22 protein-coding genes and 1 riboswitch are annotated in these 24500 nt (G+C 37.0%); of the genes, 11 read left to right on the top strand and 11 right to left on the bottom strand.

Going from position 1 to position 24500, the window contains the following annotated elements:
• Positions 1-18 precede the first annotated feature (18 nt).
• The 3 genes from ACFSR3_RS15070 to ACFSR3_RS15060 all read left to right on the top strand — a co-directional run bounded on the left by ACFSR3_RS15070 (position 19) and on the right by ACFSR3_RS15060 (position 2593).
• A complete protein-coding gene (locus ACFSR3_RS15070; RefSeq protein ID WP_379822151.1) occupies positions 19-1437 on the top strand; it encodes an alkaline phosphatase in 1419 nt (472 codons plus the stop codon).
• Between the two features lie 66 nt (positions 1438-1503).
• On the top strand, positions 1504-1980 hold the full coding sequence (locus tag ACFSR3_RS15065) for a hypothetical protein (protein ID WP_379822150.1): 477 nt from the start codon (positions 1504-1506) through the stop codon (positions 1978-1980).
• A complete protein-coding gene (locus ACFSR3_RS15060; protein ID WP_379822148.1) occupies positions 1970-2593 on the top strand; it encodes a YiiX family permuted papain-like enzyme in 624 nt (207 codons plus the stop codon). Before ACFSR3_RS15065 ends, ACFSR3_RS15060 begins: the two co-directional genes overlap by 11 nt.
• A 58-nt stretch (positions 2594-2651) precedes the next feature.
• On the opposite strand, the gene ACFSR3_RS15055 is transcribed toward ACFSR3_RS15060, so the two are convergent.
• The 3 genes from ACFSR3_RS15055 to ACFSR3_RS15045 are packed head-to-tail and all read right to left on the bottom strand — an operon-like array spanning position 2652 to position 6327.
• Positions 2652-3590 (bottom strand): NAD(P)H-dependent flavin oxidoreductase, encoded by a 939-nt coding sequence (locus tag ACFSR3_RS15055; protein WP_379822146.1) that lies wholly within the window; start codon positions 3588-3590, stop codon positions 2652-2654.
• Positions 3590-4729, bottom strand: coding sequence for a DUF6438 domain-containing protein (locus ACFSR3_RS15050; protein WP_379822143.1), 1140 nt, complete (start codon positions 4727-4729; stop codon positions 3590-3592). Before ACFSR3_RS15050 ends, ACFSR3_RS15055 begins: the two co-directional genes overlap by 1 nt.
• A 2-nt stretch (positions 4730-4731) precedes the next feature.
• Positions 4732-6327, bottom strand: coding sequence for a S8 family serine peptidase (locus tag ACFSR3_RS15045; protein WP_379822141.1), 1596 nt, complete (start codon positions 6325-6327; stop codon positions 4732-4734).
• Between the two features lie 209 nt (positions 6328-6536).
• On the opposite strand from ACFSR3_RS15045, the gene ACFSR3_RS15040 reads away from it, so the two are divergent.
• The 3 genes from ACFSR3_RS15040 to ACFSR3_RS15030 all read left to right on the top strand — a co-directional run bounded on the left by ACFSR3_RS15040 (position 6537) and on the right by ACFSR3_RS15030 (position 10198).
• Positions 6537-7394, top strand: coding sequence for a DMT family transporter (locus tag ACFSR3_RS15040; protein ID WP_114756942.1), 858 nt, complete (start codon positions 6537-6539; stop codon positions 7392-7394).
• Between the two features lie 111 nt (positions 7395-7505).
• A riboswitch (SAM riboswitch) is annotated at positions 7506-7618 on the top strand.
• Between the two features lie 144 nt (positions 7619-7762).
• Positions 7763-8944, top strand: coding sequence for a trans-sulfuration enzyme family protein (locus ACFSR3_RS15035; RefSeq protein ID WP_379822140.1), 1182 nt, complete (start codon positions 7763-7765; stop codon positions 8942-8944).
• Positions 8945-8956: 12 nt separating this feature from the next.
• The gene (locus ACFSR3_RS15030; RefSeq protein ID WP_379822139.1) at positions 8957-10198 is read left to right on the top strand and encodes a homoserine dehydrogenase; all 1242 of its coding nucleotides are present in this window, start codon (positions 8957-8959) and stop codon (positions 10196-10198) included.
• A gap of 77 nt (positions 10199-10275) precedes the next feature.
• On the opposite strand, the gene ACFSR3_RS15025 is transcribed toward ACFSR3_RS15030, so the two are convergent.
• Positions 10276-10875 (bottom strand): DUF1684 domain-containing protein, encoded by a 600-nt coding sequence (locus ACFSR3_RS15025; RefSeq protein ID WP_379822138.1) that lies wholly within the window; start codon positions 10873-10875, stop codon positions 10276-10278.
• Between the two features lie 74 nt (positions 10876-10949).
• Here ACFSR3_RS15025 and ACFSR3_RS15020 point away from each other — a divergent pair, with 74 nt between their 5' ends.
• The 4 genes from ACFSR3_RS15020 to ACFSR3_RS15005 all read left to right on the top strand — a co-directional run bounded on the left by ACFSR3_RS15020 (position 10950) and on the right by ACFSR3_RS15005 (position 16389).
• Entirely contained in the window at positions 10950-12176 is a 1227-nt protein-coding gene (locus ACFSR3_RS15020; protein ID WP_379822136.1) for an MDR family MFS transporter, read from the top strand.
• 115 nt (positions 12177-12291) lie between these two features.
• On the top strand, positions 12292-12651 hold the full coding sequence (locus tag ACFSR3_RS15015) for a BlaI/MecI/CopY family transcriptional regulator (protein ID WP_379822135.1): 360 nt from the start codon (positions 12292-12294) through the stop codon (positions 12649-12651).
• A 1-nt stretch (position 12652) separates the two neighbouring features.
• Positions 12653-14641 carry a M56 family metallopeptidase gene (locus ACFSR3_RS15010; protein WP_379822133.1) on the top strand — a complete coding sequence of 663 codons (1989 nt, stop codon included), beginning with the start codon at positions 12653-12655 and terminating at the stop codon, positions 14639-14641.
• Positions 14642-14781: 140 nt separating this feature from the next.
• A complete protein-coding gene (locus tag ACFSR3_RS15005; RefSeq protein WP_379822130.1) occupies positions 14782-16389 on the top strand; it encodes a class I SAM-dependent methyltransferase in 1608 nt (535 codons plus the stop codon).
• A gap of 23 nt (positions 16390-16412) precedes the next feature.
• Here the strand turns inward: ACFSR3_RS15005 and ACFSR3_RS15000 are convergent, their stop codons facing one another.
• Together ACFSR3_RS15000 and ACFSR3_RS14995 are read right to left on the bottom strand one after the other, a co-directional pair.
• Entirely contained in the window at positions 16413-16814 is a 402-nt protein-coding gene (locus tag ACFSR3_RS15000) for an acyl-CoA thioesterase (protein ID WP_379822129.1), read from the bottom strand.
• A gap of 116 nt (positions 16815-16930) precedes the next feature.
• Positions 16931-17341, bottom strand: a complete 411-nt coding sequence (locus ACFSR3_RS14995; protein WP_379822127.1) for a DUF1842 domain-containing protein — start codon at positions 17339-17341, stop codon at positions 16931-16933.
• 195 nt (positions 17342-17536) lie between these two features.
• Here ACFSR3_RS14995 and ACFSR3_RS14990 point away from each other — a divergent pair, with 195 nt between their 5' ends.
• Positions 17537-18037, top strand: coding sequence for a hypothetical protein (locus ACFSR3_RS14990; protein WP_379822125.1), 501 nt, complete (start codon positions 17537-17539; stop codon positions 18035-18037).
• Positions 18038-18099: 62 nt separating this feature from the next.
• Here the strand turns inward: ACFSR3_RS14990 and ACFSR3_RS14985 are convergent, their stop codons facing one another.
• From ACFSR3_RS14985 to ACFSR3_RS14965, 5 genes are all read right to left on the bottom strand, one after another.
• The gene (locus ACFSR3_RS14985) at positions 18100-21201 is read right to left on the bottom strand and encodes an efflux RND transporter permease subunit (RefSeq protein WP_379822124.1); all 3102 of its coding nucleotides are present in this window, start codon (positions 21199-21201) and stop codon (positions 18100-18102) included.
• A 10-nt stretch (positions 21202-21211) separates the two neighbouring features.
• Complete coding sequence (locus ACFSR3_RS14980) at positions 21212-22303, bottom strand: efflux RND transporter periplasmic adaptor subunit (protein WP_379822123.1); 1092 nt, start codon at positions 22301-22303, stop codon at positions 21212-21214.
• Positions 22304-22305: 2 nt separating this feature from the next.
• Positions 22306-23571: a TolC family protein gene (locus ACFSR3_RS14975; protein ID WP_379822121.1), complete on the bottom strand. Its 1266-nt coding sequence runs from the start codon at positions 23569-23571 to the stop codon at positions 22306-22308.
• Positions 23572-23711: 140 nt separating this feature from the next.
• Positions 23712-24101, bottom strand: a complete 390-nt coding sequence (locus tag ACFSR3_RS14970; RefSeq protein WP_379822119.1) for a hypothetical protein — start codon at positions 24099-24101, stop codon at positions 23712-23714.
• Between the two features lie 145 nt (positions 24102-24246).
• The coding region (locus ACFSR3_RS14965) for a T9SS type B sorting domain-containing protein (protein ID WP_379822116.1) at positions 24247-24500 on the bottom strand (254 nt) is incomplete at its 5' end.

The raw sequence follows: 24500 nt of genomic DNA, 5'->3' as shown, positions 1-24500 counted from the left end.
CTTTCTAATTAATTTACAATGAACAGAAGAAAGTTTTTCAGGAATGGCTCGCTATTTACACTCGGAACGGCATTAATCAGTCCGTTTGAGAGTACTGCAAACATTCTTGACCTTCAAACTATAAATAAAAATAAAAAGGCTAAGAACATTATCTTTATGGTTAGCGACGGTATGAGTACCGGAACCCTTAACATGGCCGATCTTTACCTGAACCGTAAAACAGGAAAAGGATCTAACTGGCTACAGCTATATAAGGAACAACGCATAAACCGAGCCTTGATGGATACTGCTTCGGCCAGCTCAATCGTAACCGATTCATCGGCAGGAAGTTCTTCATGGGGAGGCGGCTTCAGGGTGAACAATGGTTCCTTAAACGTTGGTCCTAATGGTGAAATGCACATGCCTATCTGGCAAAAATTTAAGAAAGCAGGTAAAATGGCCGGCTGTGTAACCACGGTACCTATTACGCACGCTACACCTGCCGGATTCTGCGTAAACAGCAAAAGCCGCAACGCACAGGAAGATATTGCCGAGCAATACCTTGAGCTTGGCTTTGACATCATGATGGGTGGCGGCAATAATTACTTCAGTGCCGATATCCGAAAAGATAAGAAAGACATTTACGCACTATATAAAGCCAAAGGCTGGCAGGTAGCCCGTACCCGCCAGGAAATGATTGCTGCCGATAACAGCAAGCCTGTACTTGGTGTATTTGCCGATGACGGTCTTCCATACAACATAGACAGGACAAACGATAAGTCTTTAACCGATACCACTCCTACCCTTGCAGAAATGGCTCAGAAAGCTATTGACCGAATGAAAGGAAACAAAAACGGCTTTGTACTTCAGATTGAGGCCGGTAAGGTCGACTGGGGTGCACATGCTAACGACATAGGCGCATTACTATACGATCAGGTAGCTTTTGACGAAGCTATTAAAGTAGCGATAGACTTTGCCTCTAAAGACGGTGAAACCCTTGTTATCATCACTACCGACCACGGTAACGCTAACCCGGGAGTTATTTATGGCAAGGATTCCAATAATAACTTTGATAGCATTCAGAAATACACTCACACTAACGAATGGATACTGAACAGTATTAAACCTGACAATACAATCGCTCAGGTTAGAGAAATTGTGGAAAGTGCAAACGCAACTGCTATTTCTGAAGAAGATGCAAAAACTGTTCTTACTTACTATGATGGTTTACATAAGGAAGAAGGCGGATTGTACAATTACAAAAAAGTACCATTCAAAACCTTTGCCCAGATACAGCAAAAACATAACTCGGTTGGATGGATAAGTATGGATCACTCGGCCGATTATGTAGAACTGGCAATGTTTGGCCCGGGCAGTGAACTCCTTAAGCCATTCGTTAAAAATACCGATCTGCACTACCTGATGCTTCAGGCTGCAGAAGTAGAAAACAAATTCTAGATTTTTTACAGTATACTAAGGCGCTCAATGAGCGCCTTTTTTTATATTGCATGATAATTCTTAGTTATGACCCGATACCTTAAAGAAGCCATATCTTTTTCATTGCTACCTGTAGCAGTGGCAATGCTGTTTTATGTTTTTAACGGCCAAAAATATGTTATCAATTTCTATGATACTTATTATGTCATCAACAGCATTTATGTCGCTTTTAGTATACTGATTGCAGCCGGATATTTGTGCTACACTATCCGTTGTATATTTTTAAAGTTCAGGGATAAAGCGAGTAACCTTATTTTATTACTATACAACATCTTATTTATCATTTTATGGGTTGTATTGATAACCCTTAACGAAAGGTTAAGCATAGACGGTGGCTGGACAATCTCCCCTCCATTGAGTGCTGCTCCTCAAAAAATTGAAACCGCTTACTTCATAATGCAGCCGGTATATATGTTTGTTTTCCTAGCTGTGTTTGTTATAGGTTTAGCTTACAGTGCTTACAAAACAGGTAAAAAATTCAACCGTATAAACAATGAGATTTAGCATACTCACCCTCTTAATAATTTTGATTTTTGGCAGCTGCCAAAGAAAAGAATCGGCATTTATAAGCAAAGATTTGCACAATGGCGACCTGATTTTCCAGACATCGCAATCGGCACAAAGCCAAGCCATACAGCTGGCTACAAAGTCAAAATATTCGCATTGTGGCATCATATATAAAGAAGATGATAAATGGTTTGTTTTCGAAGCCATTCAGCCTGTTCAAAAAACACCGCTTGATAACTGGATCGCACGCGGAAAAGACAGTCATTATGTCGTAAAACGCCTGAAAAATGCAGATAAAGTACTTACAGATGCTAACTTTTCAAAAATGAAAACAACCGCTCAAAAAATGGGTGGTAAAGATTATGACCTTTACTTTGAATGGAGCGATGACAGGATTTACTGCTCAGAACTGATATGGAAAATTTACAAAGAAGGTACAGGACTGGAAATTGGAAAACTACAGGAACTTAAAGATTTCGACCTGAGTAATCCTGCTGTAAAGGCAAAGCTTAAAGAACGTTACGGAAACGCTATTCCCGAACATGAAAAAGTAATATCGCCAGCTGCGATGTTTGAGAGTGATTTGTTAACTACAGTAATAGAAAAATAGAAATTCAGCCACGAATTCAACTAACACAAATTAATTAGTGGAATTCATGGCTAAAGAATTATAAACTCACAGCTTCCTGTTTAGCCTTTTCAAAATCTGTAATGATATCGTTCAGGATTTCAGCGGCGGGTTTTATCTCATGGATAAGACCCGCAATCTGGCCTATTTCAAGTTCCCCTTCTTCAAGATCTCCTTCAAACATACCCTTTTTAGCACGGGCACGGCCTAATAAAGCTTTCAGGTCATCTACAGTTGGCGCTTTTGCATACAATGCTACTACATCATGAAAGAACTTATTTTTGATTAGTCGTACCGGAGCCAGTTCTTTCAGAGTTACATGCGTATCACCATCCTGGGCATCCACAATTGCCTGTTTAAAGTTATCATGCGACGACGACTCTACCGAAGCCGCGAAACGGCTTCCTACCTGAACACCGTCGGCCCCGAGTATCATAGCAGCCAGCATACCACGGCCTGTAGCAATTCCTCCCGCAGCAATAAGCGGCACAGTAAGCTGCTCCTTGACCATTGGAATAAGCGTAAACGTAGTAGTCTCCTCTCGCCCATTATGGCCTCCTGCCTCAAAACCTTCAGCTACAACAGCATCTACTCCAGCTTCCTGAGCTTTAAGGGCAAATTTCACACTGCTTACCACATGCACCACCGTAATACCTTTTTCTTTTAGCCATGCTGTCCATGTTTTAGGATTTCCGGCAGAAGTAAATACTATCTTTACACCTTCCTCAACAATGATATTCATTATCTCTTCAATATTCGGGTACAGCATTGGTACGTTTACAGCAAAAGGCTTATCAGTTGCTTTTTTACATTTCTGTATATGCTCTCGCAAAACTTCAGGATACATAGACCCGGCACCGATTATACCAAGTCCGCCGGCGTTACTCACGGCACTTGCCAGTTTATAGCCACTCGCCCATATCATCCCTGCCTGTATCACAGGATACTGAATATTAAAAAGTTGGGTTATTCTGTTCATTATCTTTTTATAATTTCAATTTTCTCACTTAGTTTATTGTCTGTTATGTAATTAAAACCGATATCCTTAATTTCAGTTTTACCATTTTTAAGATAGAGTTTATAATACCTCCCATCTGTTTTTACTTCTTTTATATAATTATTATCATAACGTAACAGATATTTTTCGTCAAACCTGACATCTACATTTTTTGCATCCATCAAAAGTGTAACTAGATAAAATACCTCAGATTGTGTTAAATTCATTCCTTTCTGTTCATCAACCGTAACAAATGAAGAATGGAAAAAGTCGTTGTCGAGATACTTTTTGTTCTCTTTTGATTTCAGGTCAAGTTTTTGCCCAAGATACATTAGAGGAGTATAGGCCCAGATAAATTCATTAGGCGCAGAATCAGCATAATCACTTATTGTCTTTATAATCTTTCCATCTTTAATAAACGATACAGATATCTGCTGGCTATCTGTAACCATGGTATAGTAATCATTCTTTAGTCCCATATAATCCGCTTCTTTGAATCTTCTTTGTATTTTCTCAAATTCTGTTAAAGGAATTTTGGCAGTATACCATCCTTCGTTAAGAACATGATAGCTTCCTTTATATAAGACCTCTCCTGTTTTTGAGATTACAAGATCATTGGCCGGGCATGATCCATAACAAAGCGATGAAGAAAAAACAACTGCATCAAAATCAGGCGACATACCAATATCATACTTTTTCTTTGTGAAGGTAGATACAATAGTATCCCTTTTTACGATAAGGGTGTCTTTATTGAACTTTTTGATTTGATAAAGCTCCCATATCTTTTCAGTGAGATTAAATATCTTAAGACTGTCTTTTGTAATCTTATATTTAGTTTTAGTTCCTAAATAATTTAAAATTTTATCATCTAAAGACTGTTTATTCTTAATAGCTCTATTCCTTTCTTCTTGATATTTATGCCAGTCCCAAAAACCTACCTTATAATCGCAGGTACTATCAGCCAAAAACTCGAATCCCCTTATGTCTCTTTCCCAAGGCATAACACTATCTTTATTTACCACAGACCAGTTACCCAATATCATTTCCTGAGGTGTAACAGGTTTCTTTTCACACGATAAAAAAAATACTACAAGAAATAAAACAAAAAGATTTTTCACCATAGTTACTGTTTAATAATCCTTCCTTTTTGTGATGTTCCTTCCATGCTATAACTGTAAATACCTGTAGCCAGTTGGGAAACATCAAATGAAGGATTGGCTAAGGTAACATTTTGCTGCGAAACCCTTTGCCCTAGCTCATTAAAAATAGTTACCGTTGTTCTTTGGATATTTTTAGGAAAAAGCAGATGTACTATATCATTAGCAGGATTTGGGTATACTATAAAATTCCCATCGGTAAGTCCCATAGCTTTTTGCATTGCAAGGCTAAAATCAGGAATACCGTAACCGTATTGATTATTGGGCTCACTATACCTGTCAGCAGACTCTTTTATGAGTTCACGTAATTCTGTATTGGTTTTATCAGGTAATGCCTGCCATAAACAAGCAACCAATCCTGCCGTTATAGGGCTCGAAAATGATGTTCCGCTTGCAACGCCAATAGTACCCTCTGGAGTTGCTAAAGTTGCCTGATAACCTTTCGCCATAACATCGGGCTTAAGGCGGTTATCAGCTGTAGGACCTATGGAACTAAAACTCACATACATTTCGTTTAGGTCTACAGCCCCAACAGTGAGTACCCCGGGAGCATCTGCGGGAGCTGGAATATGCGGATTTATCGTATTGGCAGAGTTCCCGGCAGAAACCACACAAAATATCCCTCGCGAAACTGCAATGTCAGCACCACGAGTAATAAATGCCGTTTGGCCATCCATTTGTTCGTAAGTATGGCTGTAACGTCCGTTATCATATACAAAATAACCTAATGATGTATTGATTATATCTACACCAAGACTGTCGGCTGCTTCTGCTGCTTCAACCCAGTAAGATTCTTCTACCGGATTTTCACTGGTAGCATCCTCAGTCCTGAAAAGGTAATAAAAAGCATCAGGGGCTGTACCTGTCAATTGTCCCTCTACATAACCTGCCATTGTAGACAATACTAGTGTGCCATGCGTACCTCCCTGATAATAATCCTCAGAACGCGCTACAAAATCATAACCTCCTTTAATCTGACCATTATCCCGCATTCGCTGAAATGGCTGTGTTGTATTTACTCCCGGAAAGCCTGCATCTAACACAGCAATGGTAATTCCTTTGCCTGTGTAATCTGATTGATGCAACAATTGTCCGTTAAGCATTTGTATCTGATTAGCAGAATTTCCGTAATTAAAATCAATTTGTGTTTCAAGATTTTTATTGGCTGACACAACCTGATTTTGAATACTGATTCTTGACGTATTAAGAGATTTATCCGCATAATCAATATGATCTACAAAGCTGTTAGCCTTTAGCAGTTCAATATTGTCTCTTTCACCACGTACATGGATAGCGTTAAGCCATTTCGATTTAGACATGACGGTAACACCGGTCGATTCTTTAATCACATTTAGATAATCTGCATGAATTGGAATATCTTTTTCATCAAGGAGAATATTTTGCCTTGCCCTTCTATCCAAAGCTTTTTGGGATAGCATCTCAGTCGGATTGGCTAAGTAATAATCAGCATCCGGTTTGTCTTTAAAATAAATCCAGGCATCTTCCTGTGCGAAACCTAAAGCACTTGTAAACAGTAGTATCAACAACATAACCTTTTTCATCACTACTCTGATTTCTGCCCAAATTTCAGCAAGTTCCCATTGAGATAAGAGATACAGAATGCTATCATTCCCCGGGATCTGTCATAAATTTGTACTTTAAGCTTATTCATTAAAAGGGGCAATTATCTATCAAATGTACAAAAGAATCGATTAAAAACAGCGATGAATACTACAAAACACTATTTTTGTTTACCAAAAAAACGAATACAATGTTCTTTTTAATACTCAGTATTGTCTGCAGCGTATCTGTAGGCATAATTTTTAAAACGGCAAGACGATATGGTATTTCTCTGACCCAGGTAGTACTATGGAATTACGTTTTTGCTCTGCTTTTTTGTCACCTTTTCTTTAATCCTGATCTAAAACATGTAGACACCAACGCTCCCTGGCAAATTTATTTACCATTAATGGTGTTATTGCCTGCGATATTCCTTTTTCTGGCTTCTTCCATAAACCGGATGGGCATCGTAAAAACAGATGCAGCCCAACGTCTCTCCCTTTTTATACCGATACTTGCTGCATGTTTCATTTTCAAAGAAGATTTTAATTTACTTAAAATTATAGGACTTGGCGTAGGTTTCCCGGCAATTCTGCTTATCCTTTCCAAAAAAGATGAAAATACTAATAAAGAATGGATATACCCTGCCGTGGTTCTCATTGGTTTTGGTATAATAGATGTGCTTTTTAAACAAATAGCCATACAAACCTCACTACCCTTTACAACTTCCCTTTTTGTTGTTTTTTGCGGTGCACTTTTAGTAATCTCTATTATAGCACTGTATAAAATAATCTTTGAAAGAGTTAAAATAGACCTTATAAATTTTGCTTTTGGATCATTGGTAGGCATCTTTAACTTCGGTAATATTCTCTTTTATCTGATGGCACATAAAGAATTTTCAGAAAATCCATCAACGGTTTTTGCTGCCATGAATATGGGGGTAATTGTTCTTGGAAGCCTTGTTGGAATATTCATTTTTAAGGAAAAGTTATCCAAATTGAATTTTTTAGGTCTTTCTTTGGCACTTGTTGCCATAATTTTAATCACCTTTTCTCAAATTTACAAATAAAAAAACCACCACTAAAACGTTTTAAATCAGATAACTAAAAAATATTTTAAATTTTATTTGGTTTTTACATTTTTTGTGACCTAAATTTGCAGCAAGTTCTTTAAAAAATTATTCTTATCCAGAAAGACCGAGGGAATTGACCCTATGACGTCTTGGCAACCTGTTCGCAATCGTGCGTATAAGGTGCCACATTCAACCGTTGCCTGGCAGCGGAAAGATAAGCTTAGAAATTGTACATAATACCACAAAATATTATATGCTCTTCTGACTTATCGGGAGAGCATTTTTTATTTTATGCTCTTTCGATAACTGGTTTTAGGATGTTTTTTACTGACAGAAAAAATTTACAAACTAAAATTAAAAACAAAATGAAAGAGCAAACTCAAATTTTACACAGCATTCCGGTAGATCCACTAACAGGTTCAATTTCTACACCAATATACCAAACTTCAACATTCGTTCAGGATGCACCGGGTGTTCATAAAGGCTACGATTACGCAAGAAGCAACAACCCCACACGTAAAGTTCTTGAAGATACTATCGCTAAACTTGAAAACGGAACAAACGGTTACGCATTTGCCAGCGGACTGGCAGCTATCGATGCTGTCATCAAACTTCTTGAAGCAGGTGACGAGGTTATTGCAGTAGACGATATTTACGGAGGTGCTTTCAGATTGTTTACTCATATTTACCAGAAATTTGGGATCAGCATCAAATATGTTGACACCACCAATGCACAAAATGTAGCTGATGCAATCACGGATAAAACAAAACTTATCTGGATTGAATCGCCAACAAACCCAACGCTTAAAATTTCTGATATAAAAGCTATTGCAGCTATTGCTAAAGCAAACGATGTACTTCTTTGTGTAGACAACACATTTGCTTCGCCTGCTGCTCAAAAACCACTTACTCTTGGTGCTGATATTGTAATTCACAGTGCTACTAAATACCTTGCCGGGCATAGCGACCTTATTGCCGGACTTGTAGTAACTTCAACTCAGGAACTTGGAGACAAAATCAAATTTATTCAAAATGCATCAGGGGCAATACTTGGACCATTTGACAGTTGGTTAGCTATTCGTGGAATTGAAACGTTAACACTTCGTATTAAGCAACATGCCGAGAATGCTCAAAAAATTGCAGAATTCCTGCTGGAAGAAAAACTAATCAAAAATGTTTATTACCCGGGACTGCCATCACACCACAACCATGAGATCGCTAAAAGCCAGCAAAAATATTTTGGCGGTGTAATTGCTTTCGACCTTGTAATTGATGATAAAGAAATTGCTTCTGCAATTGTTAGCAACACAAAACTGTTTAAGCTTGCAGAAAGCCTTGGTGGAGTAAAAAGCCTTTGCTGTCTGCCATGTGAAATGACTCATAAATCTATTCCGACTGAAAAACGATACAGCTCTGGTGTAACCGATAGCCTTATCCGTTTATCAGTTGGCCTTGAAGACGCTGATGATCTTATTGAAGACCTGAAGCAGGCTCTTGAAATCGCTGTAAAACAAAGTAGTAACAAAAACGCAACAGCTGCTGTATAATAGATTTAATTCATGTCAAGAAAAACTTTAAATATAGGCCTGTATGGTTTTGGATGCGTAGGATTTGGTCTTTACGAAGTATTGCAAAAAACTCCCGGACTTAAAGCTAACATCAAAAACATTTGTGTCAAGGACAAAAACAAGCCGAGGGAAATAGGTAGCGAGAATTTTACTTTCGATAAAAACGATATCCTTAACGATGATGAGATTAACGTTGTTGTAGAACTTATAGATGATGCCGATGCAGCATTTGAAATCGTATCAGAAGCGCTGAAAAGAGGAAAAGCAGTAGTATCTGCAAACAAAAAGATGATTGCCGAACATTTTACTGAACTGTTAGAACTACAGGAAAAACACAATGTTCCTTTGCTTTATGAAGCTGCTGCATGCGCCAGTATTCCAATCATCAGAAATCTTGAAGAGTACTATGATAACGATCTTTTAGAGTCTATCGAAGGAATTGTAAACGGTTCTACCAATTATATCCTTACAAAGACATTTGCAGAAAATCTGTCGTATGACGATGCACTAAAACAGGCACAGGATTTAGGTTTTGCTGAAAGCAACCCTATTCTTGACACAGGCGGATTTGATGCTAAATACAAGTTACAGATACTGTTAGCTCATTCGTTTGGTTACATTGCTAAACCAGCCGATCTTTTCAATATTGGAATTGATAACATAGGCCCTCTTGAGCTAAAATACGCTAAAGAAAAAGGGCTTAAGATAAAACTGATAGCACAAGCTTTTAAAGGAAGTAAAGGTGAATTATCAGCTTTTGTAATACCTAAATTCGTATCGTCTGAAGAAAGGCTGTTTAACGTAGATGATGTATTTAACGGAGTACTTACCAAAACAAGCTTTGCCGATACACAATTCTTCGTAGGAAGGGGCGCAGGTGCTCATCCAACGGCTTCGGCTGTGCTATCAGACATATCTGCTCTTAGTTACGATTACAGATATGAATATAAAAAGATAAACCAAAAGGAGAACCTTGTTCTGTCTGACGATGTAAACCTTAGCGTATTACTAAGACACAAAAAAGAAGACGCAGATACCTTTAAGAAACAGTTTCTAACTATTGATGAAGCTTACACTAACAATGAATCAGGTTATATTACCGGTACTATAACCCTTAAAAATCTGAAAGATATACAGACAGGTAATACCGGAGACAGATCGTTCATACTACAACACGTTGTTACCGAAAAAGAAACTGCTGCGCAACAAAACGAAATTGCTGTTCAAATATAAACTACTACTATTCACAACCAAAAAAAGCTATGAAAAAGACAAACCCCATCCGCAGCCGCGGATGGGGTTTTGTTATTTTAATGATCATATGCTTTTACTCCTGCCTTAACTTCTACCTGAAGATCGTTTTGAGCAGGTGGTATAGGACATGAATATTTATGATTGTAAGCACAGTATGGATTATAAGCTGTATTAAAATCAATCATTATTTTATCAGTATCCGGTTTTTGCAGGTCTATATACCTCCCTCCGCCATAACTACCATTACCCGAAGTGAAATCAGTAAAAGGCAAGAACAAATAATTTTTAAACTCTTCTTTTTTTGATAGATCAATATTCTGAAAAATATCCAGCTTGCATTGTTTCCCCTGTAATGTAAAATACAACTCTCCATACTTAACATACATAGGTTTTCTATCAGTTGTTGTAGGCATTGCAAAAGGTTTTTCATCTGGTGTACGTACGAATTTTGCCTCTACGCAATAAGCCATATCTACAGGATAAAAATCCAGCGATTTGAATTTCTTAAGATCTTTGGGAGTCAACGGTGATTCCAAAGGGTCTACATATTCCTTGTTCAGTTGCTGTTGGTATTTCATGGAATTTTCGATACTGCAATCCTGTGCTTTGAGTGCTATAAATGAGAATAATGCGATAGCTGTAAAAAAGAGTTTCATCTGTATGAGGTTTCTGCAAAAATAATTATTTAGGCACACTAACATTTGTAAATTTGTAGAAATCAATCAAACAAATGCTTCAGCAGGCTTTCACCCGTTACATAAATAATTTTAGAGGATTTACCAGAGAAGTATGGATACTCGCAATCATTACTTTCATTAACCGTGCCGGTACTATGGTATTCCCTTTTCTTTCAAAATACCTTAATGAAGACCTGCATTTTAGCCTGGATCAGGTAGGATGGGTTATGGTTTGCTTTGGTTCGGGATCTATGATTGGTTCCTGGTTAGGTGGTAAATTAACCGATAAGATAGGCTTCTATAAAGTAATGGTATTCAGCATGCTTGTCAGTGGAGCATCTTTCTTTATTATAGAACATATTAACACATTTCCCGGACTGTGTATTGCCATGTTTAGCATTATGGTTATTGCGGATATGTTTCGCCCCGCAATGTTTGTTTCTCTGGGTACTTATGCTAAACCCGAGAACCGTACCAGAGCATTTACTCTTGTAAGACTTGCTGTAAACTTTGGCTTTATGGCCGGACCCGCAATGGGTGGCCTCATAATATTAGGAATAGGTTATAAAGGTTTGTTTTGGGCCGATGGAACATCGTGTATTATCTCCATACTTATCTTTATGTTTTTGGTCAAAGAAAAAGAAAGAGTAAAACCGGAAGCTGTTACAGTAGATGAAAGCAAAATTGAACGTTCTATAAAAAATGATAAGCTTTACTGGCTTTTTCTGTTTTGCAGCTTTATTACAGCAACAGTATTCTTCCAGCTCTTCTCTACTTTGCCTTTATACCATCATAAGCAATACGGTCTTTCAGAGTTCCAAACCGGTTTACTCATGTCCTTTAACGGATTCCTTGTATTACTCTGCGAAATGCCTATCGTAGGTTATGTAGAGCGTAAGGGAATCCAAAAAATAAAGGTAATTGCTTTGGGCGCATTTTGTATGGGTTTAAGCTTTTATGCATTGTTATTTGAAGGATGGGCAGGCATGCTTGTTATTAGCATGTTTATAATATCCTATGCCGAAATGTTTAATTTTCCTTTTTCTAACGGATTCGCCATGAACCGTGCTCCCCGCGGGCGCGAAGGCCAGTACATGGCATATTACACAATGATGTTCAGCCTTGCGCATATTGTAAGCGGTAAGACCGGACTTGCCATTATTGCCTATTATAAAGAAGATGGATATTTTGCCAATTGGATCTTTATGGGTACCTTAGCCATAATAGCAACATTATCATTGCTTTGGCTTCATAAAAAATTACTTTCTGAAAATACTTAAAAACTTTTTTAAAGGTTATCATACAATAAAAAACTATTGTTTTAGTTATTTAACTATAAAATTAGTTGTGTAACTAAAAAAATAGTTTTAAGTTTGGAATACTAAATATGATACCATGCAAAAGTTGACCAATAAAGAAGAAGAGATAATGCACATTTTGTGGAAGCTTGAAAAAGCCTTTGTAAAAGATGTACTAATGGAAATTGAGGATGACAAACCTCATTACAATACGCTCTCTACTATAATAAGAAACCTTGAAGAAAAGGGTTATGTTAGCCATAATGCATATGGTAACACCCATCAATATTTTCCTTTAGTAACAAAAGAAGAATATAGAAGAGGGTTTATGAGCAATGCTATAGAGAATTACTTTAATAATTCTTACAAGAGCATGATTTCCTTTTTTGCAAAAGAGGAAAAGATTAGCGCCAAAGAGCTTCGCGAGATTCTTGATATGATCGAAAAAAAGGAATGATATGGAAAACTTTATCATATACATATCCAAAGCTTCAGGATTACTTGCCGTATTCTTTATTGCATACTATGTCTTTTTGAGAAAAGAAACTTTTTTCAATTCAAACAGAGGCTTTTTATTGGCAGGTTTAATAACCTCAACCCTGCTCCCACTAGTAAAATATACCAAAACAATATTTGTAGAGCCGGTTCAGCAATCTATTGTATCTGAGAATATCAGTAATGAGCAGTTACAACAGTATTTGGTTATGCAACAGTTTATGGCAGCTAAGCCGGAACCTTTTACTATAAACTGGTATTACATAGTAATAGCAATTTATAGCATAGGATTACTATTTTTTCTAATGCGCTTTGTTATGGATTTTTTATCCATTCGAAAAATACTCAAAGGAAACAGTATTATAAAGCAAGGTCGTTTCAAACTTATTGATTCCGAAAAGGTACAATCGCCCTTTTCATTCTTTAATTATATCGTTTACAACTCTGCATCGTTACAAACTGAAGAACTTGAAAGTATTTTAAATCACGAGAAAGTACATAGCAGTCAAAAACACTCAGCTGATATGATTATCAGTCAGTTATTCTGTATTGTATTTTGGTTCAATCCATTTGTATGGCTTTATAAAAAAGCCATATCTCAAAACCTTGAATTCATTGCCGATGCGGTTGCCATAAAGCAGCTGAGCGACAAAAAAGCATATCAAAAAACCCTGCTGAAAATTACACTTCAGCCGGAATATATATCAATCACTAATCATTTTTATCAATCATTAATCAAAAAACGAATCGTTATGTTAAACAAAAAGCAATCAAAAAAACGCAATTCATGGAAATATGGAATTGTACTTCCTGCCCTGGCAGCATTTATCTTAATGTTTCAGGTAAAAGTTGTGGCTCAGGAAAAAGCTACTGAGGTAAATACCAGTTCTCAGGAAAAAACAAAAATTGTTATTACAATTGATAAGAGCACCAGCGACGAAGAACTAAATGCTAACGCAGACATTTTTAAAGATGAATTTGAAGCCGACGTTACATTTAGTAATGTAGCCCGAAATACCTCTGGTGAAATTACTGCTATAAAAGCAACAGTCAAAGACAAAGACCAGTCTCAGGACCACTATGTTAGCGGTACAACTCCAATTAAACCATTTACAATAGAAATGGAAAAGAATAGTAATGCTAATGGCAATATCATTGGTTTTGGAAACCCGAATCCGTTTAATGTTACTGCAAATAAGATAAGTGTAGCATCAGCTAAAGAAAATGTACCGATTCATACAAATGTTAACTACAATACATCGTCTTCTACCGGATATATCAATGGCCCGAATGCTGTAAATCTTTACAAAGGAGCAGTATTTTATGTAAATGGTGTTGAACAAAAAGAAATTGGTGATAATCTTAAAGATTTACAGTTACCAAAAGGCCAGACAATAATGAACATGACCGTTCTTACTGCAAAAGATGCTAAAAAGAAATATGGAAAGAAAGCAAAAAACGGTGCAGTTGAGATTACTACACAACCAATTCAATCTAATTTTAGCTATTCATATGGCAACAGCGACAATATGAATAACTCATTCAACTTTACTATGCCAAATATGGATGAAGTAATGTCTTTAGCTCTAAATGGCGTAAGTACAGGTATGGATGCATTAGCTAATATTGACTGGCAAAAGAACTTTGCTTTTGAAGGTGTTTCTGAAGAAGAACGAAACGAGATTCAGGAAGAGATGAAAAAAGCCCAGATTGAAATACAACAGGCTATGAAAGAACTTCAGATTGACAGGCAGGAAATCGAAAAATCAATCAATGAATCTTTAAGAGATTCAGGGGTAAAAGATCATGAAATGAAGCAGGTCATGAAAGAAATGGAGCAGGCAAAACAACAAATGAAAGAAGCTCAGAAACAACTCGAAGCTGCAAAGCTAGATCTCCAAAAAGCAGAAAAGGAAATAGAAAAGAAAAAAGCACTTTCTAAAAAATCGTAACTAAGACGAAATTAGTAAGACTGATTTAGTTTATTTTTAAAAGCTACCTAAAACAGGTAGCTTTTTATTTTTCAGAGACTGAGAGGAATTCATTTATTTTAAAAAAATCACTATTTTTGAGTATACATGACTTCTTTATTATGAACGATAAATCCCTACTTAGAAGCTCTATATTCCGACACCTTGATGGATTAGCTGTTGCACCGGTGGCCATAGCTTTACAAAAAAAGGGAATCCTGGAAACACTATTGAGCAAAAAGCAAATATCTTTATCTGAGCTACTGACAACATATAAAGCAAATCAGGGCTATTTGAATGTTGGACTGAGGGTATTGGCCTCACAGGGATTTTTAGAATATGAAGTAGATAACAATACACAGGAAATAACCATATCGATAAATGAAAGATCACAAATAGCTTTTTCTAATTTTCATCTGTATAAAGACGTAGTTGATTTGCTTCAGTTTTCGACTCACTTTCATCCGCGTCTTTTTGAAGATGCTCCTTTTGAAAAACTAAACGTTATTTTTGAAAAATATAAAGCAAATTATGGGATAGAACCATCAGATGACAAGCTTACTAATACTATTCAGGAACAAATCCTGAAGCATATTGAAGGCTATTTAATAGGTCCTACAATAGTACGACTGGCAATGAACGGAATGTTTCATAAATACTTTATGGAAACTTCTTTCAGACCAGAAGAGTTTCACAGATCACCTGAAAATTTTAAAAAAATATTAGACTTTTTTGTTCACCTGGGATGGTTTCAGGAAAAAAAAGGCAATTACCAATTTACCGATACTGGTTTGTTTTACGCCAGAAGAGCGAGTGCTTATGGAGTTACTGTATCCTATCTTCCGACATTTGCCAAAATTGAAGAACTGATTTTTGGAGATCCTAATGCACTGCGGATGGTTGCTGAAGGTGAAAACGAAATACACGTAGACCGCGAGATGAATGTTTGGGGAAGCGGCGGGGCTCATGACACCTATTTTAAAGTTATAGATGAGATTCTCATAAAACTTTTTAACCTGCCTATTGAAGAACAACCTAAAGGTATTTTAGATATGGGCTGTGGTAACGGAGCTTTTCTTCAGCATATTTTTGAGGTAATAGACCGACAAACCTTAAGAGGCAAAATGCTCGATGATTACCCTTTATTCCTTGTTGGTGCAGATTATAATGAAGCAGCGTTAAAAGTAACCAGAGCCAACTTAATTAAGGCTGATATCTGGGCAAAAGTAATTTGGGGAGATATCGGACAACCCCACTTACTTTCTGAGGACTTAAAAGAGAATTACAACATTGATCTGAAAGATTTACTTAACGTCAGGACTTTTTTAGATCATAACAGAATTTGGGAAGATCCTAAACACATAAACCAAAACAGGATCAGTAAATCTACCGGAGCCTTTGCTTATAGAGGAAAAAGAATCAGCAATAATCTGGTTGAAGACAATCTGCTTGAACATCTTCAAAAATGGTCTCCCTATGTTCGTAAATTCGGATTGTTATTAATTGAATTACATACTATTGACCCTAAACTCACAGCCAATAATTTAGGCAAGACACCGGCTACGGCTTATGATGCCACCCATGGTTTTTCGGATCAGTATATTGTCGAGATTGATGTTTTCAATGCTGTTGCTGCAGAAGCCGGACTATTTCCTGATCCCACAATTTTTAAACGCTTTCCGGATGCTGATATAGCTACTGTCAGTATTAATTTATTGAAGGGGAAATAATCTTTGCTTCTAGCACTATAAAATTATTTAATCGCCGCCATCCAGTCTTCAGTCGGTGCAACAAGTTTGCGTAATTTTGTATCGAACAAGCCTATTTTCATCTCAACCTCAGAACATACAGTGCCTTGCTCATCAACAATCCATTGTCTGATCTTACCTACTTTACCTTCATATTCTCCTGTTTGTGAATATATAGTTATGTTTTCCCTTAAGCCCAGCTCTTTTATAAAACGTATATTTATTTCCAGAATCACCGGCCCCTTTCCAGTAGATCTGATTTTGTCAAGCCCATAACCATTTTGGGTTATAAATTCCCAACGCGCCTCTTCATATATCTGTAAATAAGTAGCATTATTTACATGCCCAAATGTGTCAAGATGAAATTCTTTGATCGTTAGTTTGTATGTAAAAGTTTTGTTTTCCATATGAAAATATTATTCGTGAAATTTAGCCAAAATATTATCTTCCTCCTACAGTTATTGCTATAAAACAAAAAATCCTCACTTAGTGAGGATTTCTGTAATAGTAAGTAAAGTGATATTTACGCTTTTCTAACATCAACATTTTCTACGTTGTGGTTACCATAGCTGAAACCGCCTTTTCCGTTCCAGTTATTATCGATAGCCATGTGAGCAGAGAACTCTGCAAGGTAAGAACCTATTGCCGGTGGTGGCACAGATTGTACATACTGCCCTTCAAGAGCAACAACCTGAGTTACGTTTCCATAACCGGTTGCACGAATTGTTCCTGTTACATTTCTTACTACAATGTCTCCTCCAAGGATAGCTTGTGTAATTTCAACAGTTCCCGATACACTGTTAGTAGATGGAACTACTACTAAAGAGAAATGCATTATAGGTGCACCAGGCATCCCAACATTACCCATTGTTCCGTTCACTAGATAAGCACCAATTAACTTGCTTGTTGCTTTTTCTGCTGTAGCTGTACTCATAATATTAAAGTTTTTTTAGTTGTTTCTTACTCATTGGCTTTTCAGATACCGCCCCTTTGATTTAAGTGGTAAGGTTCACTTTTGTCAGGACTAAATTAAATATTTGAGTAGTTCAAAATATGCGTAAAAACACCTGTTTTTCAAAATGTTTTACATCTTAATTTTGAAAACGAACAAATTAACAGCCCTTAATTCATGAAATATAGCACAGAATATCTTCAAAAATGTATACAGTTTCTTGAAAGTATAGGTATTAAAGTAATCGAAAAAGAATTAGATGACACCTGTTTTCTTCCCGGTCTTTTACTTGGCAGCAATACCATTTACATAGACCACAGTAAGATAAAATATCCCGGTGATATCCTACATGAAGCAGGACATATTGCTGTCACAGGATCTAATGAAAGAACACTTATCGGAACGAATCAAATACCTGAGAACTGGCCTTCACAAGGAGATGAAATAGCTGCTATTCTATGGTCTTATGCTGCTTTAAAACATTTAGATCTACCATGTGAATTCGTTTTTCATAAAGATGGATACAAAGGACATTCGGATTGGTATATTGAAAACTTCACAAATCAAAATTATATAGGCTTACCCCTATTACAATGGTTTGGAATGGCATATTCAAAAGATGACGCTTTTTATGATGAATATTCATTTCCTAAAATGAAACAATGGATAAGGCAATGAAAAAATCGCCCGAAACATAGTGCTCCGGACGATTCCAAATTAACCAATCAACTAAAACTTTCTTATTCCATCAGGTTCTGATGTTTTTTTCGCATTGCCCAATAAAAGAAATTAGGGAATACTAACAATGTAAATACTGTAGCGGTAACAAGTCCGCCAATGATTGATACTGCAAGTGGTTTCTGCGATTCTGAACCAATACCAGTAGATAAGGCTGCAGGCAGAAGGCCTATAGCGGCCATAAGGGCAGTCATAATAACCGGCCTTGTTCTTGTTTTTACCCCATTAATGATAGCATCTGTCAATGACATCTTCATCTTAAGATTGCTATGGAACTCTGAGACGAGTATTACTCCATTCTGAATACAAATACCCAATAAAGCAATAAAGCCAACACCTGCTGATATACCAAAATTAATTCCCGTTACATGAAGAGCAAGTATTCCTCCTATAACTGCAAAAGGTACATTTACAAGAACCAGTAATGAATCCTTAATGTTAGCAAACATTATGAATAGCAGCACAAATATCAACACTAGTGAAATTGGCACTACCTGAGCTAGTTTCGCACTTGCCCTTATCTGGTTTTCATACTCTCCTGTCCACCCTACTGAATATCCTTCTGGAACTTTAAGGGTTTTAACTTTTGCCTGAGCATCTGCAATCGTACTTCCAAGATCACGGTCACGAACTGAGAATTTAACTCCAATAAAACGTTTGGTATTATCTCTGTAAATAAGCGCCGGACCTGTTTCGGTAGTCAGTTCTGCTATTTCCTTAAGAGGCACTTTTGTCCCTCTCAGTGTAGGCACCATTAAGTTCATAATATCCTGCTCATCTTTTCTATAATCCTTTTGATAACGTAGCCTTATGTCAAACTTCTTCTCTCCTTCGTATTTCTGGGTAGCAGTTTTACCACCTATCGCCATTTCTATAATACTTTGGGCGTCTTGTTTCTGAACACCATATAAGGCCATTTTTTCTTCATCAAATTTCACGCTTATTCCGGGTTGTCCAAGATTACGGAGCACTCCGACATCTTTAACGCCTTCAACATGTTTTATCTTCTCCATTACTTCATTAGCAAGTTTGTCAAGGGTTTCAAGATCATCACCATATATCTTTACAGCGTTAGATGCTTTAAATCCGGCCACAGCTTCCGCAACGTTATCAACGACCGGCTGCGAGTAATTCCAGGTAATACCCTGGTAACGGCTTAACTTATGGTTCATTTCTTCAATAAGCTCATCCTGGGTAACTCCCCTTTTCCATTCGTCTTTTGGTTTAAGGTCTACCTGAAACTGAAGGAAACCAAACCCATTAGGATCGGTACCATCATTACTACGCCCGGTTTGGGATAACACATCATCTACCTCCGGAAATTCTTTTAATTCCTTACGGATAATCTTTGCCATTTTTACACTTTCGGTAAGCGAATTACTTATAGGTAATTCAGCCGTAACCCAAAGCGCACCCTCATTAAGCGGAGGAAGGAATTCAGACCCTAAAAAACGGGTTGAGAACAAGGTTAAACCTAATATAACCATAGAAATGATTATAGATATCCTTTTATTTTTAAAGGTTACATTAAGCCCTTTTGATACTATCTTATTAAAGAATTCAACAAATACATTGTGTTTCTCTTTTACGTTTTTATTCAGTAATATCGAACACAATACAGGTACCAGCGTCAAAGTAAATATCAATGCCCCCAGTAGAGCAAAACCTAAAGTCCATGCCAAGGGAGAGAACATTTTACCTTCAACCTTCTCAAATGAGAAAATTGGCAGTAATGCCGAAATAATAATCAGTTTACTAAAAAAGATCGCTATCCCTAATTTAGTACCCGATTTTCTAATTAATCCCAGTTTAGAAAGCTTATTATAGCGTTCGGCACCTATCTTATGCTGGAGTTGGTCTAAGGTTACAAAGAGCCCTTCGACCATAACGACAGCACCATCGATAATGATACCAAAGTCAACAGCACCCAGGGACAGCAGGTTTGCACTCATACCCTTCAGTTTCAGACAGAGGAACGCGAACAATAATGCCAAAGGAATAATTATGGATACAATTACCGTAGTACGCCAGTCGGCCATAAATAAAAACACTATCACGGTAACCAGAATTATACCCTCAACCAGGTTATGAGTTACTGTATGTGTACAATATTCCATAAGCCTGTCACGATCATAAAATGTTTCCATTTTTACATCCTTAGGCAAAACATTTTCCTGAACGTATGCAATTTTCTCTTTAAGGCGTGCCAGTACTTCAGACGGGTTTTCATTCTTACGCATTACAACAATACCTTCTACCACATCATCATTACCATTAAGTCCCGCCTGCCCTACTCTTGGAATATTAGATTCGGTAACCTTGGCAATATTCTTAATAAGTATAGGGTTTCCTTCAGACTGGGCTACAATAGTATTTTCAATATCAGCACGAGAGTCCAGTAAGCCTACACCACGCACAACATAAGCCTGACCATTTTTCTCAATAATATCGCCACCCACATTTACATTAGCTTTACTAATCGCCTCATAAACTTCAGGAGATGTAAGCTCATACTTTTGTAATAAAATAGGGTCTATTTCTACTTCATACGTTTTTTCACGCCCTCCGAAAGCTACAACATCGGCAATTCCCGGTACGGCTCTAAGTTGGCGGTCAATTACCCAGTTTTGTATCGTAAGTAGTTCTCTCGTATCTTTTTCCTTACTATTTAAAGTGTACCTGAAGATTTCACCTGTAGGTCCGTACGGAGGCTGAACTTCAGGATCAACGTCATCAGGAAGCTGTACATTCTTCAGTTGATTATTTACCTGTTGTCTTGCAAAAAAATCATCTACATCATCATCAAAAATAATTTTGATTACAGAAAGCCCGAACATGGTTACACTACGCACATTTTCTTTTTTCTGCACCGAGTTCATCGCAATCTCTACGGGTGAAGTAACAAAACGCTCAACCTCTTCAGCACTGCGTCCCGGCCATTGCGTTACAATTATTATCTGAGTATTAGTCACATCCGGAAATGCTTCAACCGGAATGTTTTTATAGCTTATAATGCCCGCAATAACCACTAAACCTACCCAGAAAAAGGTAAACAGCTTATTGCGTAGGGAAAACCCTATTATGCCTTTTATTAACTTGTTCATGCTGTTTTATTTAGTCGTTTATAGCGTCGTATATAAGTAAATTGCCTTTCACAATTACCTTCTCACCTTCCTTCAATCCTCCTTTAAGATATGTCTTATCATCAAGAGCTCTGTAAACACTAACCTCTCGTGTTTCTACATCATCTTTCGACTTGTAAACCATCACAAAATTTTTATTTTTATCAAACACTACAGCTGCTGATGGTACCGCTATATATTTATCATTATCCAAATAATGTACGGTAACCGTTGCGTTCATCTCCGGTTTAAGTGAACCATCACTGTTAGGAACTTTTATAAGTGCTTTAGCCGCTCTTGTCTGAGGATCGATAACATTAAATATCTTATCTATTTTACCTGTTATTTTCCTGTCCGGATAAGCAATTGTCTGGATGCTCACATCCTGCCCTTGTTTTATCCTTCCAAGATCGCTTTCATTTACATTTGCCAAAACCCAAACATTATCAAGTTTTGCAATAGTGAAAACAGCTTCATCCCTGTTGTTGCTAAGCATCTCATTAGGACTGATGTCCTTAGCTACCACATATCCGCTTATAGGTGCATACATATTATAAACCGAACCGCTCTTTAAACGATAGATCTTATTTACCTCTGTCATTCTTTCCTTTTCAGCACGTGCCTTTTCAAGCTCTTTTTTAGCCATCACCAGATCTTTTTCAGACGCTAGTTTCCCATCATACATATCTTTAACACTTTGCAGGTTACGTTCTGCTATACTAACATCGGCATCGGCATCACTGGTCTGGCTCTGAAATCCTGCCACCTCACTACTCTGAATACTGGCAAGTAACTGTCCCTGTTTAACATAATCACCAAGTTCAGCTTTAATGGTAAGTACGCTTCCTCCAACAACAGGAAACACCTGTGCCATATTGTTGTTTTCTGCAGTTACCTTACCAAACAGCCTGATTTCATTTTGAGCATCTTCCATCTTAGCATCGGCAAAAGTGCTTGTATTAAACATAGTTTCACTCATCACAAACTTTTTCTTCTCATCTGCAGGAGCTTCTTCCTTTTTTGAACAGCTTACAAATGCTGTAGTAAATATTATTATTGGGTATATATATTTAAATGCTTTCATTTCTAAAAATTGTTGGTTCCTGTTACATAATTAATCTGGGCTGCAGCAAGAGCAAGTTGTTTTTTAACCCTTTCCACTTCTGTTTGCGCTTCATTATAAGCTTCAAAAAAATCGGCAAATTCAATCATTGAAACATTGCCTTTCTCAAAATTTGAAGTCATCCCGTTATAAACCGAATCAAAATCATTGTTTATAAGTAAACCAATGTGCTTGTACTCCTCTACGCTTCGGGTATAATTTTGCCATGCGGCCAAAACCTGATTCTTTATTTCAAGCTCTTTATAAGAAGCATTTGTAGTCTGTTGCTCCTGATTAACTTTTGCTGCCTGAATGTTACCACGATTCCTGTCAAATATTGGAAGAGGTATGCTAAGGCCAACATTGTACTGATTCATAAAAGCATCTCCCTGCTGGTTGTAGCCACCTCTCAATGTAATATCCGGAATGACCGTTCTTTTCTGCAACGAAACATTAAGCTTTGCGGATTCGATTTCCAGTTTTGCCTGATTCATATCCGGTCTGCTTTCAAGCGATTCGTTTAATAACTTATCATAAAACAAAGGCTTTCCGGCGTAAAGGTCAGCATCACCGGCAGTATAAATAGTCTGAGTTGTAGATGTTAATCCCAAAAGAATATTCAGTTTTTGCTGTTCGTCTATTAATATCTTACTCTCTTCTGATTTGTCATTATTGATTTTTACATAAACCGATTTTAAACGAACCAAATCTTTAAGCGCAATATTATTTTTAGCTACCTGAATCTCATAACTTGTAATTAGAGATTGTAGCCTATCCAGAAGCTTGTTATATTTCTCAATTACCTTTTGTTGATGGTGAAGTGTATAAAAAGATTCCCATATCTGTAATTGAAGGGTTCGGGTCATATCGGTAAGTTCGGTCTCAGCAATCTTTTTATCAAGTTTAGCCATTTCAATTTCTTTACGACGTTTGCCTCCTAAAATGATAAGCTGCTCAATACCTGCTGCGAAATTTCCCTTGTTACCTGTTGGAAAATATAAATTGTCCTGAGCCTGATAAGCAATCATATCTGCCGTTACTTCAGGATTAGGATATACTTTTGATTGAATGATTGCGGCATCTGCCTTGCCAATATTATATTGTTGAGCCAACAGCATAAAGTTGTTTTTGAAGAATAATTCTTCAGCCTGTTTTATAGTAAGCGTAACCGGCTCAGGAGTTTGTGCCATGCCTACTGTCTGGATGAACAAAACTGCTATCCAGACAAAGAATTTACTTTTAAATTCCATGATAAAATTGTTTAAATACTATATATGGATTAGTTGTGCCTCTTGAGGGGCAAAACATAGATATACCGGATTTACCTCAAAAATGAGCATGTAAAAAATCATAGAAATATATATTGCTATGCCGGGAAAAGTTATAGTATTTAAACCTGAGGAGGCGGAGAAAATATATTCACCAATGGTGAATTATATATTGGATTGGCATAATGAATATTTGATTGCACAATCCTGAAATTTATTGTAGTGGGTTCACTAAAAACTAAGGTCATCTGCTCTTCAAATAACCAAATCATTTTTTTAGCCATGAATTTATGAGACATCGGAGTTTTTGAATGATGCTCCGGTATGGCATCGTCTATATTAAGTACATCTTCAACAACAAGCTCTACAACACTATCAATTTCATCAAAGTCTGCATCAACCTTATTGTGTTCAAAAAGCGTATGCGGGTTATCAATACTAAAGTTAAGGATATGCAATGCCATCATTAACCATAATATTCTATGACCTATATGTACTTTATTAAACTTCATTTCAATATGCAAACATATTATATAAAACCATACACCACACAAATCCTGCCAAAATTATTTTTAAAACGTCATTTTTCTATAAAAAATTATAAAGCCCTGTCTTTTTATAAAAACAGGGCCTTACTATAATTTTGATTATTTTATATTATCTCTTCAGTGAGAAATGCGATTTAAATTCACGTATCACGGTTGTTGTACCATCATATTCCGGGTAGGTTACCGTAAACCAGTAGTCGGTTGCCGGTACCGGTGTACCGTTGAAGGTACCATCCCATCCATCACTGTCAGGGCTGATCTGCTTGATCAGTTTACCATAACGGTCAAAGATGTAGATGACCGATCCGGTGTCCTGCAGCCCGATGATGTTCCAGGTATCATGGAAGCCATCGCCATTCGGGG

The sequence above is a fragment of the Flavobacterium suzhouense genome (assembly GCF_042684765.1).
Lineage (GTDB): Bacteria > Bacteroidota > Bacteroidia > Flavobacteriales > Flavobacteriaceae > Flavobacterium > Flavobacterium suzhouense.
This window is presented reverse-complemented; position numbering and strand designations above follow the sequence as displayed.

Excerpts from the sequence above, each read along its gene's own strand:
- ACFSR3_RS15020 (WP_379822136.1), top strand. The coding sequence starts at position 10,950 with ATGCTTCAGCAGGCTTTCACCCGTTACATAAATAATTTTAGAGGATTT.
- ACFSR3_RS15055 (WP_379822146.1), bottom strand. The coding sequence starts at position 3,590 with ATGAACAGAATAACCCAACTTTTTAATATTCAGTATCCTGTGATACAG.
- ACFSR3_RS15030 (WP_379822139.1), top strand. The coding sequence starts at position 8,957 with ATGTCAAGAAAAACTTTAAATATAGGCCTGTATGGTTTTGGATGCGTA.
- ACFSR3_RS14990 (WP_379822125.1), top strand. The coding sequence starts at position 17,537 with ATGAAATATAGCACAGAATATCTTCAAAAATGTATACAGTTTCTTGAA.
- ACFSR3_RS15035 (WP_379822140.1), top strand. The coding sequence starts at position 7,763 with ATGAAAGAGCAAACTCAAATTTTACACAGCATTCCGGTAGATCCACTA.
- ACFSR3_RS15070 (WP_379822151.1), top strand. The coding sequence starts at position 19 with ATGAACAGAAGAAAGTTTTTCAGGAATGGCTCGCTATTTACACTCGGA.
- ACFSR3_RS15065 (WP_379822150.1), top strand. The coding sequence starts at position 1,504 with ATGACCCGATACCTTAAAGAAGCCATATCTTTTTCATTGCTACCTGTA.
- ACFSR3_RS15005 (WP_379822130.1), top strand. The coding sequence starts at position 14,782 with ATGAACGATAAATCCCTACTTAGAAGCTCTATATTCCGACACCTTGAT.
- ACFSR3_RS15050 (WP_379822143.1), bottom strand. The coding sequence starts at position 4,729 with ATGGTGAAAAATCTTTTTGTTTTATTTCTTGTAGTATTTTTTTTATCG.
- ACFSR3_RS14985 (WP_379822124.1), bottom strand. The coding sequence starts at position 21,201 with ATGAACAAGTTAATAAAAGGCATAATAGGGTTTTCCCTACGCAATAAG.
- ACFSR3_RS15045 (WP_379822141.1), bottom strand. The coding sequence starts at position 6,327 with ATGAAAAAGGTTATGTTGTTGATACTACTGTTTACAAGTGCTTTAGGT.
- ACFSR3_RS15060 (WP_379822148.1), top strand. The coding sequence starts at position 1,970 with ATGAGATTTAGCATACTCACCCTCTTAATAATTTTGATTTTTGGCAGC.
- ACFSR3_RS15015 (WP_379822135.1), top strand. The coding sequence starts at position 12,292 with ATGCAAAAGTTGACCAATAAAGAAGAAGAGATAATGCACATTTTGTGG.
- ACFSR3_RS15010 (WP_379822133.1), top strand. The coding sequence starts at position 12,653 with ATGGAAAACTTTATCATATACATATCCAAAGCTTCAGGATTACTTGCC.
- ACFSR3_RS14995 (WP_379822127.1), bottom strand. The coding sequence starts at position 17,341 with ATGAGTACAGCTACAGCAGAAAAAGCAACAAGCAAGTTAATTGGTGCT.
- ACFSR3_RS15040 (WP_114756942.1), top strand. The coding sequence starts at position 6,537 with ATGTTCTTTTTAATACTCAGTATTGTCTGCAGCGTATCTGTAGGCATA.
- ACFSR3_RS14980 (WP_379822123.1), bottom strand. The coding sequence starts at position 22,303 with ATGAAAGCATTTAAATATATATACCCAATAATAATATTTACTACAGCA.
- ACFSR3_RS15000 (WP_379822129.1), bottom strand. The coding sequence starts at position 16,814 with ATGGAAAACAAAACTTTTACATACAAACTAACGATCAAAGAATTTCAT.
- ACFSR3_RS14975 (WP_379822121.1), bottom strand. The coding sequence starts at position 23,571 with ATGGAATTTAAAAGTAAATTCTTTGTCTGGATAGCAGTTTTGTTCATC.
- ACFSR3_RS14970 (WP_379822119.1), bottom strand. The coding sequence starts at position 24,101 with ATGAAGTTTAATAAAGTACATATAGGTCATAGAATATTATGGTTAATG.
- ACFSR3_RS15025 (WP_379822138.1), bottom strand. The coding sequence starts at position 10,875 with ATGAAACTCTTTTTTACAGCTATCGCATTATTCTCATTTATAGCACTC.